Source organism: Pseudactinotalea terrae, from assembly GCF_009733845.1.
GTDB lineage: Bacteria > Actinomycetota > Actinomycetes > Actinomycetales > Beutenbergiaceae > Pseudactinotalea > Pseudactinotalea terrae.
In genome coordinates this window covers 136,024-158,727 of sequence record NZ_WNXZ01000004.1, presented here as the reverse complement: position 1 = coordinate 158,727, position 22,704 = coordinate 136,024, and the positions used below count along the sequence as shown (strand labels likewise).

General features: G+C 73.0%; 13 protein-coding genes. 12 read left to right on the top strand and 1 reads right to left on the bottom strand.

Features of this window, described 5'->3' with window-relative positions; all coding sequences use genetic code 11:
• The first annotated feature begins 23 nt into the window (after positions 1 to 23).
• From GPA03_RS14555 to GPA03_RS14535, 5 genes are all read left to right on the top strand, one after another.
• Positions 24 to 4,424, top strand: coding sequence for an FtsK/SpoIIIE domain-containing protein (locus GPA03_RS14555; protein WP_156252761.1), 4,401 nt, complete (start codon positions 24 to 26; stop codon positions 4,422 to 4,424).
• A complete protein-coding gene (locus GPA03_RS14550; protein WP_156252760.1) occupies positions 4,421 to 7,765 on the top strand; it encodes a hypothetical protein in 3,345 nt (1,114 codons plus the stop codon). The genes GPA03_RS14555 and GPA03_RS14550 overlap by 4 nt, the downstream gene beginning before the upstream one ends.
• On the top strand, positions 7,762 to 8,733 hold the full coding sequence (locus tag GPA03_RS14545; RefSeq protein WP_156252759.1) for an AAA family ATPase: 972 nt from the start codon (positions 7,762 to 7,764) through the stop codon (positions 8,731 to 8,733). Before GPA03_RS14550 ends, GPA03_RS14545 begins: the two co-directional genes overlap by 4 nt.
• 110 nt (positions 8,734 to 8,843) lie before the next feature.
• Complete coding sequence (locus GPA03_RS14540; protein WP_156252758.1) at positions 8,844 to 10,049, top strand: DUF58 domain-containing protein; 1,206 nt, start codon at positions 8,844 to 8,846, stop codon at positions 10,047 to 10,049.
• 94 nt (positions 10,050 to 10,143) lie between these two features.
• Positions 10,144 to 12,315: a transglutaminase TgpA family protein gene (locus GPA03_RS14535; protein ID WP_156252757.1), complete on the top strand. Its 2,172-nt coding sequence runs from the start codon at positions 10,144 to 10,146 to the stop codon at positions 12,313 to 12,315.
• Positions 12,316 to 12,346: 31 nt separating this feature from the next.
• On the opposite strand, the gene GPA03_RS14530 is transcribed toward GPA03_RS14535, so the two are convergent.
• On the bottom strand, positions 12,347 to 14,005 hold the full coding sequence (locus GPA03_RS14530) for a serine/threonine-protein kinase (RefSeq protein ID WP_162458383.1): 1,659 nt from the start codon (positions 14,003 to 14,005) through the stop codon (positions 12,347 to 12,349).
• Between the two features lie 173 nt (positions 14,006 to 14,178).
• On the opposite strand from GPA03_RS14530, the gene GPA03_RS14525 reads away from it, so the two are divergent.
• From GPA03_RS14525 to GPA03_RS14495, 7 genes are read left to right on the top strand one after another with little or no spacing between them, the layout of a single operon-like run.
• The gene (locus GPA03_RS14525) at positions 14,179 to 15,324 is read left to right on the top strand and encodes an ROK family protein (RefSeq protein WP_162458382.1); all 1,146 of its coding nucleotides are present in this window, start codon (positions 14,179 to 14,181) and stop codon (positions 15,322 to 15,324) included.
• A gap of 27 nt (positions 15,325 to 15,351) precedes the next feature.
• A complete protein-coding gene (locus GPA03_RS14520) occupies positions 15,352 to 16,830 on the top strand; it encodes a sulfatase family protein (protein ID WP_156252754.1) in 1,479 nt (492 codons plus the stop codon).
• On the top strand, positions 16,827 to 18,146 hold the full coding sequence (locus GPA03_RS14515) for an extracellular solute-binding protein (RefSeq protein WP_156252753.1): 1,320 nt from the start codon (positions 16,827 to 16,829) through the stop codon (positions 18,144 to 18,146). Before GPA03_RS14520 ends, GPA03_RS14515 begins: the two co-directional genes overlap by 4 nt.
• 28 nt (positions 18,147 to 18,174) lie before the next feature.
• Positions 18,175 to 19,110 carry a carbohydrate ABC transporter permease gene (locus GPA03_RS14510; RefSeq protein ID WP_156252752.1) on the top strand — a complete coding sequence of 312 codons (936 nt, stop codon included), beginning with the start codon at positions 18,175 to 18,177 and terminating at the stop codon, positions 19,108 to 19,110.
• Entirely contained in the window at positions 19,107 to 19,988 is an 882-nt protein-coding gene (locus GPA03_RS14505; RefSeq protein ID WP_156252751.1) for a carbohydrate ABC transporter permease, read from the top strand. The genes GPA03_RS14510 and GPA03_RS14505 overlap by 4 nt, the downstream gene beginning before the upstream one ends.
• A 23-nt stretch (positions 19,989 to 20,011) precedes the next feature.
• Positions 20,012 to 21,652, top strand: a complete 1,641-nt coding sequence (locus GPA03_RS14500) for an alpha-L-arabinofuranosidase C-terminal domain-containing protein (RefSeq protein ID WP_241681313.1) — start codon at positions 20,012 to 20,014, stop codon at positions 21,650 to 21,652.
• Between the two features lie 56 nt (positions 21,653 to 21,708).
• On the top strand, positions 21,709 to 22,686 hold the full coding sequence (locus GPA03_RS14495; RefSeq protein ID WP_156252750.1) for a ribose-phosphate diphosphokinase: 978 nt from the start codon (positions 21,709 to 21,711) through the stop codon (positions 22,684 to 22,686).
• The last annotated feature ends 18 nt before the right edge of the window (positions 22,687 to 22,704 follow it).

Below are 22,704 nucleotides of genomic sequence, written 5' to 3'. Positions count from 1 at the left end.
GAGCGAGCAGGAGAACGAACCGCATGTGGCGACTGAGCGTGCTGCCGACACCGGAGAGCAAGCTGGCTCCGGTGGACGTCGTCGTCGACGCCGGCGAGGGGTCGACCGTCGCTGATCTCGCAGCCGGCCTGGGCGAGCACCTCGGCGGCCGGGGCATGCTGCTGGCTCCCACCAGCGAGGGGCGCACGTGGCCGGCCGACACCCCTCTCGCCGAGGCCGGGCTGCGCGATGGCGACGTCCTCGAGGTCAGCTCGGTGCCGACCGACTGGCGCACCCGCCCGGGCCCTCGCCGCGCCCCCCGTGCCACGGTCCACGTCGTCGCAGGCCCGGACGTCGGCCTGGTCGCGGACATCACGGGCGACACCCTCGTCGTGGGTCGCGCCGCCACCGCCGGCCTGCGGCTGCGAGACCCGCTGGTGAGCCGGGTGCACGCCCGGATCCTGCTCGCCGAGACCCCGGTGGTGCTCGACCAGGGGTCGGCGCACGGCACCATCGTCGGCGGCCGCACCATCACCCGCTCGACCCCGGTCGGCTACGGGGAACGCATCACGTTCGGCGACACCGTCGTCGTCATCCACCCCGGCGACGGCGAGGCCGCCCGCGAGCGCGGTGTGCTCCGCTCTCCCCGGTTCGGTGACTCCGTGGCCGAGGCCGAGCTCGACACCCCAGCGCCGCCTTCCTCGGTGCGCAAGACCCCGCTGTCCTGGCCGATGATGCTGATGCCGGTGCTCATGGGTGGCGTGATGTTCAGCGTCAGCCGCAGCCCGCTGTCGCTGGTGTTCATGTTCGGGTTCCCGAGCATGATGCTGCTGACCTGGCTCATGCAGCGCCGGGCGGCTCGGCGGGAGTTCGCGGCCGAGTCCGCGATCTGGCGCGAGGACATGCGCGGGGTGCTCGGGGCGCTCGACGCCGCTGCCACCACCCAGCGCGAGAACGCCGACGACGACGAGCCCGAGCTCGAGGTCGTGCTCGCCCGCGCGGTGGCCCGCGACCACCGGCTCTGGGTGCGCCGGCCCGACAGCGACGACTTCCTCGCGGTCCGCGCCGGCCGCGGTCCACGCCCCGCGCTGCTGACCGCCAAGAAGATCACCAACGGCGACCGTGGCCTGCGCGCCGAGGGCAGCCGCGCGATCGCCGAGCGGGCCACGCTCGCCGACCTGCCGGTGCCGCTGGAGCTGGCCGAGGCCGGGCTGGCCGCCGTGACCGGTACCGCGGCCGAGGTCGACGCCTGGGTGCGCGCCAGCGTGCTCCGCCTCGCCGTCACCCACTCCCCCACCGATCTGCAGGTCGCTGCGGCACTCGGCCCGAACCGGGCACACATCGAGTCCTGGCTGCGGTGGCTGCCGCACGCGGCGCCCCGCAACGGCGGCATGGCGTGCGTGGGCATCGGCGCCACCGAGGGGCAGGCGCTGCTCGAGGAGCTCGCGAGCGCCGACGGCGGTACCGCTCACACGCTGGTGCTCGTCGACGAGGCAGCGGGCCTGCCCCGTCGCCTGGTCGAGGCGGTGGCCGCGGACGCCGTCGAGCGCCGCCTGCACCTGCTGTGGCTCGGCTCCAGCAAGGAGAGCGTCCCGGCCACCACGGCCACGGTGGTGGATCTGGGAGCTGCGGAGCAGGCGGGCCGCGTGCTGTACCGGGACCGGGGCGGCGTGGAGCCGCTGACCCGCGTGGAGGCGCTGGGGCTCACCGAGGTGTGGCGCGCTGCGCGAGCGCTGTCGGGCTACCGCGACGAGGCCGCGGTGCTCGCGGCCGAGTCGATGCTCCCCCCGCAGGTACGGCTGCCGGGGCTCTCGGGCGATCTCCAGAACCCCGACGACGTCGAGCGGCTCATCGAGCGGTGGGCCACCTCGACCGGGCTGCGGGCACAGCTGGGCACCGGCGGCGAGGGAGTCGTCACGATCGACCTGCGCGAGGACGGCCCGCACGGCCTCGTGGCCGGCACCACCGGCGCCGGCAAGTCCGAGCTGCTGCAGTCGCTGCTGTGCTCGCTGGCGATGAACAACCCGCCCTCGCGCATCACGTTCCTGCTGGTCGACTACAAGGGTGGCGCCGCCTTCCGGGAGGTCGCCGAGCTCCCCCACAGCGTCGGCTACATCACCGACCTCACCCCTGCGCTGGTGCAGCGCTGCCTGACCTCGCTGCACGCCGAGCTCACCTCCCGCGAGCACCTGCTGGCGCAGTACGGCGCCAAGGACCTGCAGGCCCTCGAGCGCAGCAACCCCGAGGCCGCTCCCCCGAGCATGCTCATCTGCGTCGACGAGTTCGCGGCGCTGCTGGCCGAGGTGCCCGAGTTCGTCGAGGGCATGGTCTCGATCGCGCAGCGGGGCCGCTCCCTCGGCATGCACATGCTGCTCGCGACCCAGCGCCCGGCCGGGGTCGTGACGCCCCAGATCAAGGCCAACACCGACCTGCGGATCGCGCTGCGCGTGGCCGCCCCGGATGACTCGATGGACGTCATCGACGCGCCCGACGCCGCCCACATCTCCCGCCGCACCCCCGGCCGGGCGTGGCTGCGGCGCACCGGCCACGGCACCCGCGAGCTCGTGCAGGTCGCCTGGGTCGGCGCCCACGAGGAGATCCACACCGACGGCGGCAAGGTCCGCATCAGCCCGTTCACCGCTCGCGAGCTCACCGGCCGCGCCGGTGGCCGCACCACCGTGCACCCGAGGTCGGATCTCGACCGGATCGTCACCGCCACCGGCACCGCGTTCCTGCGCACCGGCCGCCCCACCCCGAAGAAGCCGTGGCTGCCGCCGCTGCCCGAGGAGGTCCCGCTCGTGTGCACCGCCCCGGGTCGGCTCGTGCTCGGCGAGGGCGCGCACGACGAAGCGCTCGTGGCCGGCACCCACGCCGAGACCCACACGCTCGTGCAGGGTCCGGGCCAAGCGGTCCTCGGCCTCATCGACCGCCCTGCCGAGCAGACCCAGCTGCCGTTCGTGATCGACTACGCCCGCGCCGGTCACCTGCTGGTGTTCGGCGCCTCGGGCGCCGGCAAGTCCGAGCTGCTGCGCACCGTCGCCGCCGCCGTCACCGCGGGCTCGGCCGCCGAGACCCCCGCCTGCGTCTACGGCATCGATGCCGGCGGCGGCGCGCTCACGGTGCTCGAGCGGATGGCCTCGGTCGGCTCGATCGTGCTCGAGCAGCAGCAGGAGCGGATGCTGCGGCTCGTCCGCATGCTGGCGAAGTCGATCGAGGAGCGGAACGCGCTGCTCGCCGCGCACGGCGCAGCCGATGTCGCCGCGCTCGCCGCCCTCGGCATCCCGCTGCAGCGGATCCATCTGCTGATCGACAACCTGCCGGCCGTGCTCGACTCGCTCGACGGCGGTGGTCCGGTCCGCCGTCAGCACGCCGAGCACCTCATCACCATCCTTCAGGAAGGTCGCCGCTGCGGCGTGCACGTGACCGCCACGACCCCGCAGCGCACCGGCCTCACCTCGCCCGTGCAGGCCACCTTCGGTCAGCGCATGGTGCTGCGGATGACCGTGGCCGACGACTACGCGATGCTCGGTGTCCCCGGCAACGTCCTCGACGGCGACTCCGCCCCCGGCCGCGGGCTCGTGGGCAAGGACGAGGTGCAGATCGCCACTGTCGGCGGCGCCGGCACCCCGCTGCAGGCCGAGCGCCTCGACGAGCTGTGCGCGATCGTCGCCGATCGCTATGCCGAGCCGCTGGGGGCACCCGCGACCGCGGTGCCGGCGATGCCCAGTCGCGTCCCGGCCCACCTCGCCCCGGCACCTGCTCGCGACGACGTCTGCCTCGGCGTCGAGGACGGCTACGTCAGCGCCGTCACGCTCTCGCTGCTGGAGGCGCCGCTGCTGATCGCTGGTCGCAGCCGCAGCGGTCGCACCTCGGCCCTGCTCGGCCTCGGCCAGGTCGCACGCCGGTCCGCGGAACCACCTGCTCGTGTCACGCTGATCGGCCCGCGCGCTGCGGGCGGGGTCCTCACGCCCGACGGCGTGGTCGAGTCGGCCGAGCTCGCCGACGAGGTCCTCACCGATCCCGCGGCTGTCACCGCCTGGGCCGCCGAGCTCGCCAGCCCCGCCGACGGCGACTGGCACCTGGTGCTGATCGACGACCTGCACGAGTGGGAACGAGCGTGGGAGAAGAACGGCACCGAGCGGGCCGCCGTCGAAGCGCTCGTGGAGAGCCTGCCGAGCCGGTCGGGCATCGCCGTCGTCGCTGTCTCCGACTCCGACGACGCCCGGTCGCGCCAGCACGTCCCCGGCCTGACCCAGGCGCTGCGCCGGCACCGCCGGATCGCGCTGATCTCGCCCGAGATGTCCGACGGGTCGCTCGCCTCGGTGACGATCCCGATGCACTCCGCCGAGCCGCTGTCCGGCATGGGCAGAGCTCTCCTCGTCGCCGGAGGCGGCACGCACGTGGTCCAACTACTATCGGCGAGTCACAGTGGGGGTGTCCGATGAGCGCGCAGAAGATGTCGTGGTGGCGCCGCCGGCTCAGCAGCGCGGGCCGCGAGCGCGGCATGGTCGAGGCGGGGATCGCCGCGGCCGGTGGCCTGCTCGTGGTGGGCGCGGTCGTCGGGAACGGTGTGGCCGCCGCGGCGATGGACATGTCCGACGGGCAGACCTGGCTCGGCAGCGACGACGGCTCCGTCGTGCAGATCAACCCTGCGACCGGGCAGCCCGAGTACCGGATCGTGATCGGCGGCGACGGCGAGCGCATGGAGGTCACGCAGGACGACGGCCTGCTCGTGGTCACCAATCTCGAGACCGGGGTGGTCACCTCGATCGACCTCGCCGGTCTGGTCGCCGGCCAGGGCCGCCAGACCGACGGCGAGACCACCGTGCTCATCGGCGGCGGCGTGGTGATGCTGGCCGAGATGGAGCCGGGGTTCGTGCAGGTCGTGGACCCGGTGTCCATGCAGAGCGTCGGCGCGCCCTACCGCGCAGGTGCGGACCTGAGCGACGTCGTGATCGACGACGAGGGCACGGTCTGGATGATGACGACCTCCGGTGAGCTCCGGGAGCTCGACTGGATCGCGGAGTCGGGCGAGTTCTCCGTCTCGCTGGAGCGCCCGGTCGCCGGTGCGGGGCCCGGCACCCGGCTCGTGCCGCACTCCTCCGGGGTCACGGTGTTCGCGCCCGACGGCGGTGCGGTGCTGCAGATCGGTGTGGGCGCGGACTACGTGCAGCAGGTCCCCGCGCTGCAGGGCGAGGTCCAGGCGGCCAGCACGTCGCCGGCGGATCTCTCGCCGGCGTCGGCGACGGACGAGAGCCTCGTGTTCATGATCAGCGGCCGGCAGCTGCTCACGGTCGACATGGCCAGCATCGAGTGCGAGTCCCCGCTGCGGCCCGCGGTGTTCGAGCGGCGCGTGTACGTGCCGTGCGGCGGTGCGGGGCGGGTCGTCGTGCTCGACGCGGCCGGCCTCAGCGCCGGGCCGGACATCGTGGTACCGGGCGGCGGCGACCCGGCGTTGATCGTCGACGACGGCCGGCTCGTGGTCCACGACCCTGACGACGGGCGCATCGTCGTCGTGCAGCAGGACGGCAGCACCACCGTGACCGACCTCAACGGTGCCGAGGTGCCGATCGCCGAGGCGGAGGAGACCGAGCCGCTGCCGCCGGTCACGACGGGCACCACGACCCCGCCCGAGGGCGGGTCAACGACACCGCCGGTCCACATCGAGCCCCCGAGCACGACCAGCCCCACCGGCGAGCCGCCGTCGGGCGGGGACGACGCCACCGATCAGAGCACGGGCGATCCCGCCGACGGCTCGACCGACGCACCGACCAGCGGTGGTGGTGGGGACGGCCCGACCACCGACGGGGGCAGCGACGTCGATCCGGACCTGGCACCGACAGGGGTGAGCGCCGCCGTCGAGCCCGACGACTCGGTCGTGGTGACCTGGACGCCCGCGGTGACCGAGCCCGACGCCTACCTGATCGTGAGCTCCGACGGGGCGGTCACGCAGACCGTGGCAGCCGACCGGACGAGCGCGACGCTCACGACACTCACCTGTGGCACCACGGTGCGGCTGACCGTCTACGCCCAGCACGGTGAGCAGATGGTCGGGGCGGCCACCGACGTCGACACCTCCGCGTGCGTGGACCCGCCCGCGCCCTCGCAGCTCACGCCCGACGGGGTGGTGGCCGAGCGCGCCGGTGAGGACATCGTGGTGGGCTGGACGGCGCCGGAGATCGCGCCCGAGCGGTACGTCGTGACCGGGATGGGCGAGTCGGTGACGGTCGACGGCGCCGAGACGAGCGTCGTGATCCCCGGCGTCGCGTGCGGTGACCCGATCGAGTTCGAGGTCACGGCGGTGCACCCGGACGCCGGTGAGTACTCGGCCGGCTCCGCCAGCACCACCGAGACCTGTGCCGTGGACCCCGCCGACCAGCGGCCCCGCGACGTCACGCTGACCCGGATCTCCGGCAACGACTACCGGCTGACGTGGACCGCCCCGGTGATCGCACCGACCGGCTTCACCGTGACCGGCAACGGGGTCGACGAGACGCTCGGCGCGGGCGCCACCAGCCTCGACGTCGCGATCCCGTGCGTGGCCACCGTCCGGTTGACCGTGACCGCGAACCACGCCGACGGCACCGCGAGCCCGGTGCAGTCCAACCAGCTGAGCAACACCTGCACGACCACCACGACGCCGCCGACGCTGACCGCCCCCACCGGCGTCACCGCCACCCATCTCGGTGGCGACCAGGTGGAGGTCGAGTGGAGCGGCTCCAGCCCTGCCGCCGCCGAGTACGTGGTGTTCCCCAGCAGCGGCGGATCGGTCTCGGCCGGCACCGCGACCTCGGCGACGCTGACCGTGGCGCGGGGTGCGACGTACACGTTCACGGTGGAGGCGCGCTGGCAGGGCCAGACCGCCACCTCGGCCGCGAGCAACAGCGTCACCGTGCCCGCACCGGCCACCGCGCCGGGGGCACCGACGAACGTGCAGGCGTCCACGAACCAGTCGCCGCCGTTCGTCACCAACACGGTGACCTGGACCGCACCGAGCGACGGCGGATCACCGCTGACCGGCTACACGCTCGTGTGGGACGGCCGCACGATCGATCTCGGCCCGGGGCAGACGTCGTGGTCGGAGCAGGTCAGCTGCGACCCCTGCTCGGAGGTCATCGAGGCTCCCGACTTCGAGGTGAGGCTCAGCGCCTCGAACGCCATCGGCGCCGGTCCCGCCGCGGTGGCCTCGGTCACCGCGGGCGGCACACCCGCCCCGCCCACACCGAAGGACGGGGACGGGGTGCTCGACGCCGTCGAGGACCGCAGCGATGCGGAGCAGGGCCAGTTCCACGGCTCGATCAGCTACGTCCCGATCCCGAGCTGGGCGAGCTCCGGCGGTTCCTGCACGGCGTCGGTGAACGGCGGACCGCCTGAGGCGTTCAGCTGTGGCCAGTCGGCCGTGCTGTGGTCGGGCACGGGCCAGCGGCACATCGGCCTCGACGGCTGGGTCAGCGTGACCATCACCTGGCCGGGTGGTAGCGCGACGTCCTCGACGGGCGTGACCATGCCAGGCGAGGCGTGGTGCGAATACATCAGCGGCGAGGGCGAGCGGTGCCACCAGGTGGCCTCGCTCGATCCCGACGACCCCGATGTCGAGATCGACCCCCTCCCCTGGACACCACCGGAGCCGCCGAACCCGCCGGTCCTGATCGCCGGCGTCGGCCTGCTCTTCGGAGCGGGGACGATGCGCACCCTGCGTGCGCTGCGCCGTCGGGGCCTTCTCGAGACGCCGGCCGAGGCGATGGCGACCACCGAGACCACACGAGACAAGGACGCCCACAGATGAGCACCCCCTCCGCGCAGCAGGTCGCCGACTTCCGGCTGCTGCACACCGACATCGTCGACGCGGTGAGCGGGGCGATCCAGGGCAAGCGCGCCGTCGTCGAGCTGGCCGTGACGTGCTTGTTCGCCGGCGGGCACGTGCTGCTCGAGGACGTGCCCGGCACCGGGAAGACCACGCTGGCGCGGTCGATCGCGGCGGCCCTCGGCGGCAGCTCGCGGCGCATCCAGTTCACCCCGGACCTGCTGCCCGCCGACATCACCGGCACCGCGGTGTTCGAGCCTGGCAGCGGCGAGATCAGCTTCCGACCCGGGCCGGTCTTCACCAACGTGCTGCTCGCGGACGAGATCAACCGAGCCGCCGCGAAGACCCAGTCGGCGCTGCTCGAGGTGATGGCGGAGCGCACGGTCACGGTCGACGGCGTGGGTCACCTCGTTCCCGACCCGTTCGTGGTCATCGCGACCCAGAACCCCGTGGACCTCGACGGCACCTACCGGCTCCCCGAGGCCCAGCTCGACCGGTTCCTCATGCGGATCACGCTCGGCTACCCCGACCCCGAGCACGAGATCGAGGTGCTGCGACCGGGCAGCGGTGCGGGCGTCGTCGAGGCGGTCACGGAGGTCACGGACCCGGATCGCGTGGCCGCCGTGGCCGCGTCGCTGCGCGGCATCCACGTGGCCGACCCGTTGCTCGGGTACGTCCGCGCGATCGGCGCCGCGACCCGCTCCGACGACCGCCTTCGCCTCGGCGCCAGCACCCGGGCGCTGCGCGGCCTCATCTCCGCGTGCCAGGCGTTCGCGGCCTCGCAAGGGCGCCACTACGTGGTCCCGAGCGATGTGCAACGCCTCGCCGAGCCGGTGCTCGCCCACCGCCTCATCCCCACGCGGGACGCGCTGCTCGCGGGCGAGGACCCGGCTGCCATCGTGGCCGACCTCGTCGCCGGCGTCGAGGCACCTCGCCCGGTTCCCGCCTGAGCGGGGACGCCACCCATGTCCCCGCACCCGCATTCGGCGCGCCGCCGTCTCCCGCTGAGTGCGCACATCCACGGTGAGACCGCACCGTGCGGTGTGCGCTCTCACCGTGGATGTGCGCACTCACGGCCGACGGCGAGCCGGAGGGCTGGGCGATGGGCGCGCTGACCGGGCTGCGGCTGACCCGCCGGGGGGCGGCGGTGCTGGCGTGCGCCTCGGTGCTGCTGGGGTTCGGGCTGTGGGCCTCCTACCCCGGGCTCGTCGGTCTGGGGCTGGCGCTGGGCGTCGCCCTGCTCGCCGCCCTGGTCGGGGTGGCGGTCCCGGTACCGGTGCGGATCTCGCGCACCGTCAAGCCCGCCCGGGTGCCGCGGCTGGCGGACTGCGCCGCCACCGTGGTGGTCCGCAACGCCTCGACGTGGCTGCCGATCACCGCCTCCGGTCACGACCGCGTGGGCGGCCTGGACCTCCCCTTCGACCTCCCCCGGCTGGCCCCCGGGGCCCAGGAGCACACCGACCTCCCCATCCCCACCAGCAGGCGCGGCGAGATCAGCTTCGGCCCGCTGATCCTGCACCGCTACGCCCTCGCCGACCTCGCCGAGGTCAAGCAGACCTACGGCGACCGCACCACCGTGCTCGTCGAACCCCGCGTCCTCGACGCCCTGTCGCTGCCGGCCGGCACCCGCCGCGGCCACATCGGCGCCGACGAGCGCATCGCCCACGGCGGCACCGACCTCACCGGGCTGCGCGAGTACCTTCCCGGCGACGACCTGCGCCGACTCCACTGGGCCACCTCCGCCCGGCGCGGCTCGCTCATGATCCGCGAGGACGCCGACCCCTCCGCACCGCACCTGACGGTGCTCCTCGACGACCGCGCCACCAGCTACGACGGCGAGGGCTTCGAGGAGGCGGTCGACGTCGCCGCCTCGCTGCTCGCCACCGCGGCCGCCTCGCGCAGCCCCAGCCGCGTGGTGACCTTCAGCGGCAGCATCGACGTCACCACGACGAGCCCGCCGACCGCCGTCGCCACCGGTCTCGAGCCCGAGCTGCTGGGCCGGCTCGCGACCGTGCAGGCCACGGCCGAGGGCGGCACCGGCGCCCACCAGCTCAGCGGGTCGCCCGACATCTTCGTGATCGTCACCGGCGCCCAGGCCGCCCTCGCGCCGCTGCTCTCCGACGCAGCCGCCGCCCCGGTGGGCATCATCGCGATCGTCGACCACGAGCCGGAGCACCTCGTCAGCGCCAGCCGCGGCATCACCGTGCTGCGCGGCCCCCGCGCCGAGGAGCTCGTGCACGCCTGGCGATCGGCGGTCGCGCGGTGATCGGCCCGCGCGAGTGCGCACATCCACCGCGAGATCGCACCGTGCAGAGTGCGAGTTCACCGTGGATGTGCGCACTCGGCGATGGGGGGCCGCGATGAAGAAACTCGCCCCCGTCATCTGGGCGGCGGTCGTGCTGCTGACCGCGCTGCCACCGCTCGCCGCCGGCTACGCGGCCGGCTGGGCGTTCGCCGTGCTCGCCGCCTGCGCGGTGCTGCCGTTCGGGCTCGCCGCCCTCGGGCGTCTCGCGCGGGTGCCGCGATGGACGTCGGCGACGGCGGGGCTGATCGTCGGCGTGGTGGTCGCGCTGGTCTTCGCCGACCGCGTGGACCCCTCGAGCGGGATGCTGCCCGCCTGGCGCGGCAGTCCCGGCCTCAGTGCGCTCGGCCCGCTGATCGACGCGGTGCCACGGCTGCTGACCGCACCCCGGCCCGCACCGCCCGACCCCTCGCTGCTGGTGCCGGCGGCGCTGCTGGTCTGGATCGTCGGGCTCGGGGTCGCGCTCGCGGCGGTCGGGGGCAGGCGCGCCGGGGTGGCGCCGCTGATCGGTGCCGCGACCCTGCACATCGCCGGCGCTCTGCTCACGGCGGGGCGCGGTGACGTGATCGGCACCTCCGCGCTCGCGACCGCGCTGGCGCTGCTGGTGGGCTGGGTGCTGCTGCCCGCGACCGAACGACCGACCGTCGGCAGCTCCACGCGCGCCAGGTCGACCGAGCTGCGCCGCCGCCGCGGGGTGCTGCTGCCGGCGCTCGTGGCGACCGTGGTGGCGACGTTCGCGCTGACCGCCGTCGCGGTCCCGACCGCCTCCTCGTTCGAGCCGCGCACCCTCGTCCCACCACCCCAGCTGCCCACCGACGCCGCGAACCCGGTCCCGCAGGCAGCGGTGTGGGCCCAGTCGCCCGACACCGAGCTGTTCTCGGTCACCCAGGTCGAGGGCGCGCTGCCCACGCTGCTGTCCGCGGTCGTGCTGCCCGACTACACCGGCGTCGCGTGGACCCTCGATGCCCGGCTCCGCCCGGTCGGCGTCGTCGCCGAGCCCGACACCGCGCCAGCGGCACGGACCCGCACCGCGACCTACACGATCATGGCCGGCCAGTACGCCGAGGCGTGGCTCCCGGCGGCCGGGACCGCGACCGACGTCACCGGCGTCTCGACCCTCCTCGACCTCGACACCGGCACGCTGGTCATCCCCGGCGGCTGGCCGAGCGCGGACACCGCCGCCACGATCACCAGCACGATCGGCGCCTCCACCCCGGCAGAGATCGGCACCGCCAGCGTCCCGCAGGCCGCCGACATCGAGCGGTACCTCGAGCTCCCGCGTGTACCGCCGGTCTTCGGTGAGGTCGCCCGCCAGATCACCGGTGGTGTCTCGAGCCGCTGGGAGCAGGTGTCGCTGCTGGCCGACGCCGTGCGGAACGACACGCTGCGCACCGATGCCACCGGCCAGGAGCGCGTGCTCGACCACGGCGCCCGGTCGGGATCCTCCTACGCGCGGCTGTGGCAGTTCCTGTCCGCAAGCCCGGAGGAGGGCGGCCAGGTCGGCACCAGCGAGCAGTTCGCCGCGTCGTTCGCGATGCTCGCCCGCACCCTCGGGATCCCCACCCGGCTGGTCGTCGGGTTCCAGGTCCCGCCCGCCGACGCCGCCGGGACCGCCGTGGTGCACGGCGAGGATGCTCGGGTCTGGGCCGAGGTGTACCTCTCGCGGGTCGGATGGGTCGCCGTCGACCCCAGCCCGGACTCGGCGATCTCGACGGAGCTGCCCACGCCCGAGGCCGAGGGTGAGGGCGGTGACGACCCTGAGCCCGACCCCACCGAGGCCGGCACCGACCACCAGGTCATCGACGGCGAGGAGGGCGAGGAGCGGAGCTCGCTGCCGCTCGTGCTCGCCGTGATCCCGCTCGTCCTCGCACTGCTCGGCGTGCTCGGGCTGGCGATCGCGCGCACGGTCCGTACCTCCCGCTGGCGTCGCGCGGGCGAGCCCGGTGCCTGGGCGCACGTCGAGGACGCGATGCGGCTGGCCGGTGCGCCACCCCCACGCGGTGCGACGGCGCCGGATCTCGCCGCGTCGCTCCCTGCCCCGGTGGCACCGGCCGCGCTCGCGCTCGCGGAGCGCGCCGAGGCCCAGGCGTTCGCGCCGGCGCAGGCCCAGCCCGCTGATCAGTCCGCCGCGTGGGCGCTCAGCCGTGAGGTCGTCTCAGGTCTGCGACGTCGCTCGGCCTGGTGGCGGCGCGCCCTCTGGTGGTTCTCGCCGCGGGTCTGGCGCCGCTGAGGAACGCGGCGCCTGTCCGCCGTCGAACCCGTCAGCGGCACACGATCTCGGACATCCCCGCCTCCTGGGTCGCGCTGATCAGCCCGACGACGGCGAAGCACTCGGTGCCGTCGGGGTCGCGCCCCTCGATCGTGGTCTGGAACAGCGGCGGCGCCAGCGAGTCCAGCGCGATCGGGTCCTCGAGGTCGTCACGGTCCGCCATCTCGATCACCGTGTAGAGATCCACGGGCTGCTCGGGAGCCGTCCAGCTCAGCTGGACCGAGGTGCCGTTGTCCTGGTCGATCGTCAGCTGCCGTGGCGAGAGCGCCGGGTCGAGCACCTGGATGTTGACGGTGCCGCCCGACTGCCCCTCGGTCGGTACCGGGTCGCTGCTGGTCACGTCGTCCGTGGGCTGCTCGCCGGCCGCCCGCATGTTCTGGATGATCGCCGAGCCCACGCCGATCGCCGCCCCGACGAGCAGCGCCCCGCCGATGAAGGCCGCGACCCGCCGCCACGTCCCGCCGCCGGCGTCACTGCTCTCGGGGTCCTCCTCGGGAGGCTGCGGCGCGAGGCCGGTGTGCTCGGCGTCGGGTTCCGCAGCAGGCCGGGAGGGTTGCTGCACCACGTGCGCGAGCACCGAGGGTGCCACCGGGGAGGGTTCGTCACCCTCGGACCGCTCGGCTCCCCCGGTCGCGGGAGCCCACGCGACGGACTCCGGCTCGGCAGCGACCTGCTCGAGCTCGCCATCGTGCTCGTGCTCGGTCCGGGGGCTGGTGGCGACGTCCGCCTCCTCCAGCCCCGCAGGCGCCGGGTTCCAGGAGCGGTCCTCGGTGCGTATGCGGCGGAGGCGGCGCAGTGCCTGGGCGGCGGTGCCGAGCCGCTGGTCGCGGTCCGCCACGAGGCAGTCGTCGATGAAGGAGACGAGCTCGGGCGGGACGTCGTCGCGGGAGAGCGTGCGGCGCTCGCCCGTGCGGACGCGGCGAAGATAGGACAGCGCGGTGTCCTCGCCGGGCTCGAGGGAGGCGAACGGGGCGCGGCCGTCGAGGAGCGTGAACAGCGTGGAGCCGAGGGACCAGACGTCGTCGGCCTCCGTCGGCGGCAGACCGTCGAGGACCTGCGGGCTCGCGTGCCGGTAGCTGAAGCGTTCGAGGGTCGCGGTGTGACCGGCGTCGGCCATGCGGGCAATACCGAAGTCCGAGAGCACGTACGAGGTGGGCAGCACGAGGATGTTCTGTGGCTTCACGTCGCGGTGCAGCACCCCGTGCGCATGCGCGAACGCGAGCGCGTCAGCCACCGCGGTGCCGGCGGTCACCACGTCCGAGGTGGGCAGCGGACCGGTGTCGCGAAGCCGGTCGTGCAACGAGCCGAGGTCGTGGAACTCCATGATCAGGCAGGGCTCGCCGCCGGCGGCGGTGGTGGTGTCGAGGACCGTGACGATGTGGGGGTGCTGCCGGCCGAGCCGCAGCGTGATCGCGAGCTCGCGCTCGAAACGGGTCGCGGCCCCGGGGTCGGTCACCTGGATGACCTTGATCGCGACGTCGCGGTCGACGCTGAGCTGCCGTGCCCGATAGACGATCGAGTCGCCGCCGCGGGCGACCTCGCGAAGGTCGGTGTAGCCGGGGACCTCGATGCTCCGACTCGGCTCCGAGCCGGTCCCGGCGACCTCCTCGAGCGCGCTGCCGGCGGCAGGTGCCCAGTCGTCGTCTGCCACGTGCGCCCTCCCTCGCCGTCCACCCTTGCCCCGAGGGTATTCCGTTCCCGCCACGCAGGGGTCCTCGGGCACCGACAAGCGCAGTCGGGCCTGTTCTGTCGACCTGACGGCTCACCCCGACAGAAGTTCTGTCACATGTTGACGCATTAGCGCCGGGCATCCGACCATGCGGTGTGCATCAACGACGCGAGCACCCGAGCCGAGGCCGCCGCGAGGCCCACGAGGCCCAGCTGCTGGACCACCTGCGGGCCCACGGAGCGACCGATCGCGCCGCGCTCGCGCAGGCGCTCGGGCTGTCCAGGGCCACGGTCTCCACGCTCACCCGTGACCTGCTCGCCTCCGGCGCCCTGGGCGTGACCACCGGCAGCGCACCGCGTCGACGCACCGGGCGCCGGCCCGAGCTGGTCACCCTGAACCCGAACGTCGGGCTGATCGTCGGCGTCGATCTGGGGCACACGCACGTCACGGTGGCCGCCGCCGATGCCGCCCACGTGGTGGTCGGCACGAGGACGATGCGGTGCGACGCCGCCACCCCCTGGCCCGACCGCACCCGCACCGCTGCCGCGATGGTCCGATCGCTGCTCGCCACCCGCGGCACGCCGCGGCTGCTCGGGATCGGGGTCGGGGTCGCCGGGTCGATCGCCCACCGCGAGACGGTCGTGGCCGACACCCGTGACGAGCTGCAGCGCAGCTTCGGGGTGCCGATCCACCTCGAGAACAACACCCGGCTCGCCGGGCTCGCCGAGCACGTCTGGGGTGTCGCACGGGGCCTGCGCGACGTCGTCTACCTGCGCTTGGCCGCCGGGGTCGGCGGAGCCGTGATCCTCGACGGCGTGATGCGCCTGGGAGCGCGGAACCTCGCCGGCGAGCTGGGCCACGTGAACGTCACCGACGAGCAGCTCCCCTGCCGCTGCGGCAAGGTCGGCTGCCTGGAGGCGGTCGCGGGGCGACAGGCTCTGCTCGACGCCGCCGGCGTGACCGACCTCGATCTGCTGGTCGCAGCCCTGGCCGCCGGCGACCGGCGCGCCGAGACGGCCGTGGTCCGCGCCGCGGAGGCGGCGGGCCGGGTGCTGGCGGGCGCCTGCACCACTCTCGACGTCGCCGACACCGTGATCGCCGGCGAGCTGACGACGCTCGGCGAGCAGCTACTCGCACCGCTGCGGTCCTCGCTCGCCCGCCACACGCTGCCCAGCGGCGCCGAACCACCGCGGCTGCACCTGGCTCAGCTCGGCCAGCCGGCAGGTGCGCTGGGCGGCATCGGCGCCCTGCTGCGCGACCCGAACCTCCCGCTACCACTGACCACCACAGCCGCGTCCTGACCGCGACGCACCCACCCGAGAGGCCTCATGGCACGCAACGTCCTGTTCTTCCTCACCGACCAGCACCGGACCGACACCCTCGGCTGCTACGGCAACGCCGCGGTTCGGACGCCGAACCTCGACGCGCTCGCTGCCGGCGGGACGAGGTTCGACCGCTGCTACACGCCGTCAGCGATCTGCACCCCGGCGCGCGCGAGCCTGCTGACCGGCGAGGCACCGTTCCGGCACAAGCTGCTGGCCAACTACGAGCGCAATGTCGGCTACCTCGAGGACCTGCCCGATGACCAGTACACGTTCAGCGAGGACCTCGCGGCCGCCGGGTACCAGCTGGGGCTGATCGGGAAGTGGCACGTCGGGACGCACCGCAAGGCCTCCGACTTCGGCTTCGACGGGCCGGACCTGCCGGGCTGGCACAACCCTGTCGATCACCCCGACTACCTGCGCTATCTCGACGAGCGCGGGCTGCCGCCCTACCGGATCAGCGACGAGGTCCGCGGCACCTTCCCCAACGGCGAGCCGGGCAACCTGCTCGCGGCGACGCTGCACCAGCCGCTGGAGGCCACGTTCGAGCACTACCTCGCCGACCGGAGCATCGAGCTGCTGCGCTCCTACGCCGAGGATCGCTCTCGGCCGTTCTTCCTCGCCACCCACTTCTTCGGCCCGCACCTGCCGTACGTGCTGCCGCAGGAGTACCGGGAGATGTACGACCCGGACGACATCGAGCTGCCGGCCTCGATCGCGGAGACCTTCGAGGGCAAGCCGCCGGTGCAGCGCAACTACAGCGCGCACTGGACGTTCGACACCCTCTCGGAGCAGACCTCCCGCGAGCTGATCGCCGCGTACTGGGGGTACGTCACCCTGGTCGACTCCCAGATCGGCCGCGTGCTCGACGCCGCTCGCGAGCTCGAGCTCCTCGACGACGCCGCCGTGTTCTTCTCCGCCGACCACGGCGAGTTCACCGGTGCGCACCGGCTGCACGACAAGGGGCCGGCCATGTACGAGGACATCTATCGCATCCCCGGCATCGTCAGCATCCCGGACTGCGTCGCGGGGCAGTCCTCGGACGCGCTGGTCCACCTGATCGACATGACCGCCACGGTGCTCGAGCTGGCCGACCTCGACCCGGCCCGCGCCGTCGACGGAACCTCGCTGATGCCCCTGCTGCGCGGTGAGGACACCCGCTGGCGAGAGGACCTGCTGGCCGAGTTCCACGGCCACCACTTCCCCTACCCGCAGCGCATGCTCGTGACCGACCGGTACAAGGTCGTGGTCAACCCGGACTCCGTCAACGAGCTCTACGACCTGCAGGCCGACCCCCACGAGCTCCGCAACGCCTACGACGACCCGGCGCTGCGCGACATCCGTGACGACCTCCTCGGGCGCCTGTACCGGCAGCTCCGCGATCGCGGCGACAACTTCTACCACTGGATGACCTCGATGTACCCGGTCGGTGACAAGAGCTACGACACCTCGCTCAGCTCGTTCGAGGGCGGGACCCAGCTGTGAGTGCCCGACGGCGGCCGGCCACCCCGGCCTCGCGACGCACCTTCCTCGGCCTGCTCGGCAGCTCAGCCCTGCTCGCAGCGTGCGCACCGTCGATCGGTGCGGGCACCGCCCAGGAGCCCGCCCGGTACCGGGAGGGCGAGTACACCGGGCCACGGCAGCGCCTGCAGTTCTGGAACCCCTTCACCGGTGGTGACGGCCCGGCGATGGCGGCGATGGTCGACGCGTTCAACGCCGCCCACCCGGACATCGAGGTCGTGATGACCTCCCTGGTCGCCGACGACATGTACACCAAGGTGATGCCCGCGGTGGGTGCCGGTGTCGGGCCCGACATCGCGATCATGCACCTGGACCAGCTCGCCACCTTCGCGGCACGCAACACCCTGGTGCCGCTCGATGAGGTGGTCGAGGGCCTGGGCGTCGACGGCGAGGACTTCGTCCCGGCGGCCTGGGACAACGGCGTCTACCGCGGCGCGCGGTACGGGATCCCCCTGGACCTGTTCACGATGGCGCAGTACTGGAGCACCGACGCCCTCGCCTCCGCCGGCACCCCCGGGCCGGTCCTGGACGCACGTGGATACACCGAGACGGTGGCCGCGCTGCAGTCGAACGGTCTCGCGCAACCGTTCTGGGTGCCGCCCTCGTGGCAGCTGTTCGTGACGTTGCTCGCCCAGTTCGGCGGTCGTCTGTACAACCCCGAGGGCACCGTCGCGGAGATGGGCTCCGAGGCCGGGGTGCAGGCGCTCAGCTGGATGGTCGAGCAGATCGACCGGGGTGTCAGCCCCGGCGGGGTGACGGATCCACGAACCCCGTTCAAGAACGGCACGGCCGCGTTGCTGGCCGACCTGCCCGCCGCGATCCCGGACCTGCAGCTGACCGCGCCCGACCTGGAGTGGAGGGTCGCGCCGTTCCCGCAGATCGGACCGCAGCCGGGGGTGTTCGCGAACTCGCACAACTTCGTGCTCACCGGGCAGTCGCAGCGGGACGCCGACGCCGCGCACGCCTCGCAGACGTTCGTCGACTGGGTCAGTCGCAACTCCGCCCCCTGGATCGCCGGCGGCAACACCCCGGCGCGCGCCTCTGTGCGCGAGACCGAGGAGTTCCGGTCCTCGCCGCAGGCCGCGCTCGCCACCGAGGGCGTGTTCGAGGTCGCGGCCTTCCTGCCGCAGATCCCCGGGTCGCGAGAGATCGCCGGCAACAGCTTCCAGCGGGCGGTCGGCGAGGCGGTGCTCGGTGGGGTCGATCCGGCCGCAGCGCTCGCCTTCGCGCAGGAGACCGCCCAGGCCGAGCTCGACGACGTGAACGAGCTGCTCGGATGAACCCGACCCGACGAACGAGGAGTTTCCTATGACCGCCGTCAGCTCCACCGAGCTCTCGAGGTCCCGACGAGACTCGAAGCCGCGGCTGCGCCGGAGCTCGCCGTGGACCGCGCTGGCGTTCCTCGCACCGTTCCTCGTGATCTTCACGGTCTTCGTGATCGTGCCGGTCGCCTCGGCGGTGTGGGCGAGCCTGCACCGCTGGTCGTTGGGTCTGCCCGGCACCCCGTGGGTAGGCGGAGCCAACTACGCCGAGCTGTTCGCCGGCAGCACCGTGATGAGCGTCGAGTTCTGGAAGGGCATGAAGGCCACCGGCATCTTCACGGCGCTGAGCGCGCCGCTGCTGATCACGCTGCCGCTGGGACTGGCCATGCTGCTGCACCGGCGCTTTCCCGGGCGCACGTTCTTCCGGGCCCTCTACTTCGCCCCGTACGTGCTGGGGGTGGCGGTCATCGGGCTGCTCTGGCGCTACCTGCTGGACCGCCAGCTCGGACCGGTGAACCAGATCCTCGGGATCGACGTCGCCTGGACCACCACGCTGCCGGCCGGGTGGGTCTCGCTGGTCGTGGCGACGCTGTGGTGGACGATCGGCTTCAACTCGGTGATCTACCTCGCAGCGCTGCAGGACGTGCCGAAGGAGCTCTACGAGGCCGCCACGGTCGACGGCGCAGGCCCGCTGCGGCGCTTCACCGCCATCACCGTGCCCGGCATCACCCGGGTGCTGCAGTTCGTCGTCGCCATCACGATCATCGCCTCGGCGAACATGTACGGCCAGTCCGCACTCATCACCCAGGAGCAGCCGGGCAGCGACACCCGGACCGCGATCGGCTACATCGCGGAGACCGGCATCCAGGGCTTCGACATCGGGGCCTCGTCCGCGATGAGCATGATCTTGGCGGTCACGCTGATGCTCCTCAGCGGGATCGTCGTGCTCGGGTTCCGCAAGCTCGGAGGAAACGACCGATGACCGCGACCACGCTCGATCGTCCCGCTGCGCCGGTGGCAGAGAAGCCGGCCACCCGGCGCCCTCCTCGGCGGATCGCGCTGGGGATCACCCTCGTGCTGCTCTCCGTGGTGTTCGTGCTGCCGCTGGTCCTCATGGTCTCGACGTCGTTCAAGTCCGTGCAGGAGGCCAACTCCCTCACCTTCACCCTGCTGCCGCAGCAGCCGACCACGGCCGCCTACACCGAGATCCTCGGCAACGACCGCCTGCCGGTGCTGCGCTGGCTGGGCAACAGCCTGCTGACCGCGGTGCTGCACAGCGCGCTCGTGGTCGTGGTGGCGACCACCGCGGCCTACGCCCTCGCCCGGCTGCACCTGCCGTTCCGCAACGCTCTGCTCGGCGTCGTGCTCGCGACGATGTTCGTACCCGGCGTGATCTTCCTGATCCCGCACTTCCTCATCGTCAACCAGCTCGGCTGGCTGAACAGCTACGCCTCGCTCGTGGTGCCATCCGCTGCCGGCGCGTTCGGGGTGGTGCTGGTGCGGCAGTTCTTCGCCGGCATCGACCCCGCGTTCGAGGAGGCGGCCCGCATCGACGGCGCCAACGCCTGGCAGGTGTTCCGCCGGATCATGGTGCCGCTCGCGATGCCCGCGATCGCCACCCTCGCCGTCCTTGCCTTCCTGTCCAGCTGGAACGACTTCCTGTGGCCGGTGTTCGTGCTGTTCAGCACCGACATGCTGACGCTGCCGGCCGGGCTCGCGCAGCTGCAGGGCGAGTACGCCTCCCGCTACGACCTGCTGATGGCGGGCGCGGTGATCGCCAGCGTCCCCGTGCTCGCCGTGTTCGTGTTCGCCCAGCGATACGTCATCGAAGGCGTGTCGCAGGGCGGCGTCAAGGGCTGACCCCACCTACCCAAGGAGCCACGTTGCCCAGCACCACCACCGCCCATCCCACCGCCACGATCACGATCGACGGGACTCCGTCGAGCACGATCGACCCCCAGATCTACGGCCACTTCCTGGAGTCGGCGTTCTTCGGCAACATCGAGGGCGGCGTGTTCGACGAGGGCTCGCCGCTCTCGATCACCGACCCGGGTCCGCTGCAGGGCTGCCGCACCGACGTCATCGAGGCGTGCCGCGAGCTGGGCCTGCCGATCGTGAGGTGGCCGGGCGGCAACTTCACCTCCCCGTACCGCTGGGAGGACGGCACCGGTCCGCGCGACCGACGCCCCCGCACGCTCGAGCTCGCCTGGGGCTCGGAGGAGAGCAACCGGTTCGGGACCCCGGAGTTCCTGGCCTGGTGCCGCGAGGTCGGCACCACCCCGTACCTGGCCCACAGCGCCCGCTCGGTCGACGACGCCGTCCGCTGGGTCGAGTACACCAACTACGGCGGTGACACCACGATGACCCGGCGCCGCGCCGCCGACGGCCTGGCCGACCCGCAGGACGTGCGCATCTGGGGCATCGGCAACGAGGTCTACGGACGCTGGCAGATGGGGCACCGCCCGGTCGAGGCGTACATCTACGACGCCCGCGAGCACGCGCGGTTCATGCGCGCGGTGGACCCGGCGCTGCGGTTCGTGGCGGTCGGCGACGAGCACCGCGAGTGGACCCGCGAGGTGGTGGCCGAGCTCGGCGACGTCGTCGACTGGGTATCGCTGCACCTGTACGGCGCGAGCCGGCACCTCGTGGACCCGAGCGTGGCCGAGTACGAGGCGGTGGTCGCCCAGGCCCGGTACTTCGAGCAGGCCATCGCGGATCAGGCCGAGCTGATCGCGGCCACGGCCACCCGCCGCGGCGAGCGCCGACCGCTGGGGATCGCCATGGACGAGTGGAACATCCGGCACATGGAGCCCGGGACCTGGCCGCAGCCCCAGCCGGGTGCCCGCGGCGGGATCGCACCGCGCGAGCTGCCCGAGCCCGAGTCGCTCGAGGGACCCGCGCTGCGACGCGTCAACCGCTCCTCCCCCCGCACGCTCGCCGACGCCCTGTTCTACGCCGGCGTCTTCCACGCCATGCACCGCGCGAGCGTCCTCGAGGTGCCGGTGACGATGGCGAACACCGTCAACCTGGTCAACGCCAACGGCTTGCTGGAGGTCCGCCCGGAGGGCGTGGTGCGCGCCGCCACCTTCCACGTCTGGGACCTCTACCAGAGCCACACCGGCCCGGTGCACGTGCCGGCCCGCGTCGACGGGCCCTCGTGGACCCAGCCCGTGCGCCAGGGTGACGACCGCCGCGCCGGCGGTGACTTCCGCACCACCCCCGCCGTCATCGGTCACCTCGACGCCTCCGCGTCGCACTCGGCCGACGGCTCGACGGCGTATCTCGCCGTGATCAACCGGTCCGCGTCCGAGGACGTCCGGGCCAGGCTCGTGGTGCCCGGTGGCCTGCCCAGCCGGGTGAGCGCCCGCACGCTCGGGGTCGGCGAGAGCGACCTGTTCGCCGTCAACACCCTCGACCAGCCGGACCGGCTGTCGCTGAGCGGACCCACCGCCGTCGAGCTCGAGGATGGCTGCCACACCTTCCCGGCGCACTCGATCACGGTGCTGAGCTGGAGGAGCATGTGAGGCACTCGAGCGCCGGTTAGTGTGAGCACGACCCAGCCCACCCACCACGGAGCAACGTGCGCGAGATCGTCGTCTTCTCCGGAAGCGCCCACCGACCACTCGCCACCTCGATCTGTGCGCACCTCGGGGTGCGGCTCGCCGGCGTCGAGATCACGCGGTTCGCGAACGACTGCCTGCAGGCGCAGCTCCAGGTGAACTGCCGGCAGCGTGACGTCTACATCGTGCAGCCGCTGGTGCCGCCCACGCAGGAGCACCTCATGGAGCTGCTGCTCATGATCGACGCCGCCCGGGGCGCCTCGGCGTCGTCGGTCACCGCCGTCATCCCTCACTACGCCTACGCGCGCTCGGACAAGAAGGATGCGTCGCGGATCTCGATCGGGGGCCGGCTGGTCGCGGACATGCTGCAGACGGCGGGCGTGGACCGGGTGCTCACGATGACGCTGCACGCCCCCCAGGTCCACGGCTTCTTCAAGGTCCCGCTCGACCACCTGACCGCGCTCGGTGTGCTCTCGGAGCACTTCCTGGAGCAGGACCGCAGCAACAGCGTCGTCGTGTCTCCCGACCTCGGCAACGCGAAGACCGCCACGCAGTTCGCGCGGCTTCTCGGGCTGCCGGTCGCGGCGGGCAACAAGCAGCGGCTCGCGGACGACCGGGTGGTGATCGACTCGATCGTCGGCGACGTCTCCGGCAAGCGGGCGATCGTGCTCGACGACGAGATCGCCACCGGTGGCTCGATCGTCGAGCTGCTGGAGCGCCTGGCCGAGCAGGGCTGCACCGAGGCTGCGGTCGCCTGCACGCACGGGCTCTTCGCCGGCAAGGCGGTCGACCGGCTGCGCGGCCACCCGATGATCACCGAGGTCGTCACCACCGACACCGTGCCCGCGCCGCGCGGCTGGCCCGAGCTGACCATCCGATCTGTCGCCGGGCTGTTCGCCGAGGCGATCGGACGCATCCACGCCGGCGAGTCGGTCGCGAGCCTCTTCGACGGCGTGGACCCCACGCTCGGGCCGCCGCAACCCAAGCTCTTTGCCTGACCGTGTTTCTTTGATGAC